The sequence below is a fragment of the Pseudonocardia sp. EV170527-09 genome, from assembly GCF_008369905.1.
Lineage (GTDB): Bacteria > Actinomycetota > Actinomycetes > Mycobacteriales > Pseudonocardiaceae > Pseudonocardia.
The window spans coordinates 1-4472 of record NZ_VRMC01000174.1; the positions used below are offsets into that span (position 1 = coordinate 1).

Below are 4472 nucleotides of genomic sequence, written 5' to 3' on the forward strand. Positions count from 1 at the left end.
GCTGCAGAGTTTCCAGATGTGGACGCGACAGTTCTCCGTGACTTCCTGCGAGAGTTGAGTGATGCCGGACTTATCGTATCCGAGTTGGACGGATCTGTCTTTGATCGCGATCCGCTCACCCGGCTACGTTCCGAACCGATGGTCGCGACGAGGATCGAGAATATCACTAAAGCACTCGACCGGTATGCTCGATCAGCAGTAGGTCAGGGCGAGGACGAGATCAGGAACCTCTACCGGATGCTCCGTGCTGATTCTAATAAGACGCAGGAAGAGTTACAGGTCGACCTGCAACTGGACGTCAGTGGTTATGTGCCGAGCAACGTAGTCCGTTGGGCGGAGAAGGCACTCCATGCGCTGATCCGCACGACTCCTGTCGCGGCCTGGCAACCAGAGATTCAGGCGCACGCCGAACGGTTCGCGGATCATTTCGGAGAGACGCTTGTACCGTTGGATGAAGTCCTGGATCCTGTTCGCGGAGTCGGCTTTCCAGCGGGGTATCCGACGTCGCAGCACCAGCTAGCAGGTGCGCGCATGGATGTTCCCGAACAGGTGCAGCGTGCCGGTCGTCGCTTGCGGGCGAATCTAATAGAGCAGGCCCGCCAAGGCGGACGAACACGCGTGGCCCTCACCGAGGAGCTCGTCCGGACGATGCCGATCGCGCCAGGCCGCCAGGCCGCGTCGTACGACGTGTTCCTGCACCTGCAGAACCCGTCGGCTGAGGCCCCGGCCCAGGCGGTCCTGGGCGCGGTAGGGGTCGGCATGCCGGCAGGGCGTGCACACGGGCGATTCGCTCATCACGATCCCCGCTGCCATGAGCAGATGGCCCGTGCGGAGGCGCACCAGCGAACAGTCTCGGGGTCGGGAGTCCAGTTCTTCGAAATCGACTATGTAAGCAACCGGGCTGCTGTGAACAACGTGTCGCGTGTGCCATCGATGTTGCCGCTGCGGATGGCGCTGACTACGGGCGACTTCGATACGACCGCCGAGCCATTACGATTACAGGACGTTCTAGTCGGGGTTGGATCGGAAGGATTCTACCTCGTGCATTCCGTTACGGGGCAGCGCCTATCTATTTATGCTGGCAACCTCGTTGCGCCGGATGTATCCACAGATCTCGTCCGTTTTCTCGAAGAAGTCGCTACGGATGGTGTCATCCGCCCGATGTGGCACTGGGGAGACCTGCACGAGGTTCTTGATTTCCTACCCGGAGTAACTTTCGACGAGGTCGAGCTCGTCGCGCCGCAGTGGCGACTGCCAACCCTTATCGGTGATCCGCTAGAACAGGACCGGGCTCTGCAGCGGTGGATCTCCGAGAAGAGAGTTCCCGATCATATTTATGTCGGGAATCTAGATAATCGTCTACTCCTCGATCTTCGTGATCGTGTCCACCGAGATCTGCTCCGCCGAGAGCAGGCGTCTGGTGTCTATTGGCTTTCAGAAGCTCCCGATCCGGCTAGAATTAGTTGGGTCCGTGATGCATTCGGACGCAGTTACGTTGGCGAAGTCGTTGTTTCAGTTGCGGCCGATGAGGCTGTGGAACAGCCGCCCCCGCCGGAACGCGCGCGCTGGTCAGTGGACCTGCATCGTGCGCGCGTGCTTCCCCCTGGCCGAGAGTGGTGGTACGCCTGTCTCTATGGATCTCGGGAGTCCCAGAATTCCGTACTCGCGCGATTGGTCCATCGCCTACCGAACGGATCGTGGTTCCATGTGCGCTACCACGACACCGTTGGCCACCACCTGCGTATTCGGCTGCGATCCGATTTTCTTAACGAGGCGGATGCGACCACGCTATTCACTGAATTATTCGATCAGCAGCGTGTCTCTCACTACTCGATCAACACGTACCGGCGCGAGATTGAGAGATATGGCGGGCTAAACGGGATCCGTGCGGCAGAGAGTCTGTTTTGCTTCGAGTCCGGATTTCTTGCCTCACGCTCCGAGTTGTTGCTCACTCCAGCAGGAGGGCAAGAAAAGTTTGATGAGTTGTCGGCGGCACACCGCGACGCCGCCGAACTGATCAAAGCGTATCTCCATGTGATCTGTGATAATTCGGTAGAGGTGGCGGAGGTCCTGGAGTATGCATGCGCGGGTTATCGGGAAGAATTTAGGAATGTCGATACTGTGCTCCGGCGATCTACAAGATCTGCTGTTCGGATGAACGTTTCCGCCGGCGGAAGTCGTGCGACAGATGCGCTGGCCGGGCAGCTCGCCGAACCTGGTCGTGGAGTGGCGAAGATGTTAGCGGAGATACCGGGAGTCGGATACCGCGTTCGGATCCGACAGAGTCTCGTTCATATGTTCGCCAACAGGCTCGGGCTCGACCGTCGTGACGAGTACCGTGTCCTGTTCCTGCTTGACTCGATCCTCCGTGCGAACCAGTACAGGGTAACAACAGATGTCTGAGAGACTTGATAGTCGGGCGGTAGAAATCTTCCAGCCAAGTGACGCGGCGGCGGTGGGCTGGGACATTCTGACACGCATTCGCGAGCACCCTGACCTAGGAATGCTCAGCGTTCCGCACCCGCTGACTGGGATTCCAGGCCAGTACTGGGATCCACTGGATCTAGACCACGGCGACCTTGGTGTTGCACTGGTGTTCGCTGCCGCCGACGAGCTACGGCCTCATGATGGTTGGGACCATGCTGCATTGCCCTACATCAGCCGAGCTACGGACGCGCTCGCCAGCCGGGTTGCGACTCATGGTACCGCCGTGATGGGGCTGTTCGGCGGCGCCGCTTGCGTGGCATACGCGCTGCGGGCACTCAGTAGATCCGGAAAACGGTACCGGAACGCGGTTACACAGGTCGACAATCTAATGCTCGACCTAATTGAAACGCATCTTGCCGCCGTTCCGGGGTCGGGGCTGGGAACCGATGACTACGACATCATCGGTGGCCTCGCTGGGCCCACACGCTTGCTGCTTCAGATCCCCAGAATCGAGGACCGTAGCGCCGGAGTCCTCTCCGCAGCCGTGGATCGCTTGGCACGATGGGCTTTAACTACCGACGGATACCGCACTCCGCCGGCACGGATTACTCCTCTTGAACGTGAGCATCAACCGGACCTACACGGAGGGTATCTTAATCTCGGCTACGCACACGGATTGTGCGGCGTGCTGTCGGTGCTTGCTCGTGCGGCTGAGCGCAATGTGGGTGGCAGTGTCGTCCACGAGGGCGCGGAGCGTGTCGCAACGACCATCGTCAACGCAGTAATAGAATGCGAACACGGTCCTGAGTTGCCTTTCATGCAGCCTACTGTGCCGGTATCGTCTGGCGGAGGTCCTGGTCGTTCCTCCCGAATCGGATGGTGTTACGGTAATATCGGAGCGGTACTCGCTTTCAGCGACTACCTGCCCGTTGCAGCGGACAAGGCCAATGTTGCTGCTAGCCTAGAACGGTTATTAAACTCAGTCGCGCAGACGCCGCTCAGTCTACACGACGACAATCCGTCACTGTGCCACGGAGTTGGCGGACTACTGCTGATTGCTCGCCATTTCACCGAAAACGGATTGTGGATCGGCTCGGACACCGCTCTTACTCCCCAGGATCTAGCAGGCCGCGTGCTCGGAATGTACGATTCCGACCTAGTATTCGGGCTGCGCAACCTACAACAGTGGCCTCTTGACTCTCCGGGATTTTTAACTGGCTCTGGAGGTGCGGGCGTCGCACTCGCCTCCTGGGCCGAGGGAACTAGGCTCACCTCTGTCGAGAAAATCATCACCGGAGGCTCACTGTGTTGACTTTTAATAACGTTATGTTGCAGTTTCCGGGTACAACCACCCCTCTACTGGACAGAGTGTCGCTGAATCTGACTCCGGCTAGCATCACCTCGCTGGCGGGGCCCAACGGATCTGGGAAAACTACCCTGCTCAAGCTGGCATGCGGACTACTCGAACCAACAGCCGGATCAGTTACCGTGGCTGGACATAATACCGTTTCGGCGGCCAGTGCGGCGCGCGGCAATCTTGGCGTGTCGCTGTACCCAGAGCGGAGCTTCTACTATCGGCTAACTTGTCGCCAGAACTTGCGCTACTATTCCTCGCTGCGTGGACTCTTCGGCCGCCGGTGCCGGTCGGAGGCTGACCGAGTCTTGCAGCTACTGAATTTAGTCGAGGTGTCCGACGTCCCGTTTATGAGGTTGTCTCTTGGCCAACGGCGACGTCTCGGAGTGGCCCGTAGTCTGCTTGGCTCCCCGGCTTTGGTGCTGCTCGACGAGCCAACAGCAAATCTAGACGACAGCAGTACGGAACACCTTCACTACGTGCTCGAGGAATACCGACTCAGAGGTGGGACAGTACTGCTCTCCACTCATCTGGTTCGCGACCGCGCTCTGTCGACCGGTCAACTGTACCTGGCTAACCAAACAATCCACCACAAGGCGCGAACACCTACAGACAGCATGCGATGGATCCGCATAAAAGGGATCTTCGATCACGCCGCAATCAGCGGAATCGAGCGACGATATCAGACGCG

Annotated in this window: 2 protein-coding genes and 2 pseudogenes; all 4 read left to right on the forward strand. The window is 58.9% G+C overall.

Going from position 1 to position 4472, the window contains the following annotated elements; genetic code table 11:
* The coding region (locus FVA95_RS27615; RefSeq protein ID WP_149666758.1) for a thiopeptide-type bacteriocin biosynthesis protein at positions 1-2403 on the forward strand (2403 nt) is incomplete at its 5' end.
* On the forward strand, positions 2396-3739 hold the full coding sequence (locus tag FVA95_RS27620; RefSeq protein ID WP_149666759.1) for a lanthionine synthetase LanC family protein: 1344 nt from the start codon (positions 2396-2398) through the stop codon (positions 3737-3739). The genes FVA95_RS27615 and FVA95_RS27620, both read left to right, overlap by 8 nt.
* Before the next feature lie 14 nt (positions 3740-3753).
* A pseudogene (locus tag FVA95_RS34120) lies at positions 3754-4164 on the forward strand (ATP-binding cassette domain-containing protein); the annotation flags it as partial.
* A gap of 36 nt (positions 4165-4200) precedes the next feature.
* Positions 4201-4472 (forward strand): annotated as a pseudogene (locus tag FVA95_RS33325) (hypothetical protein); the annotation flags it as partial.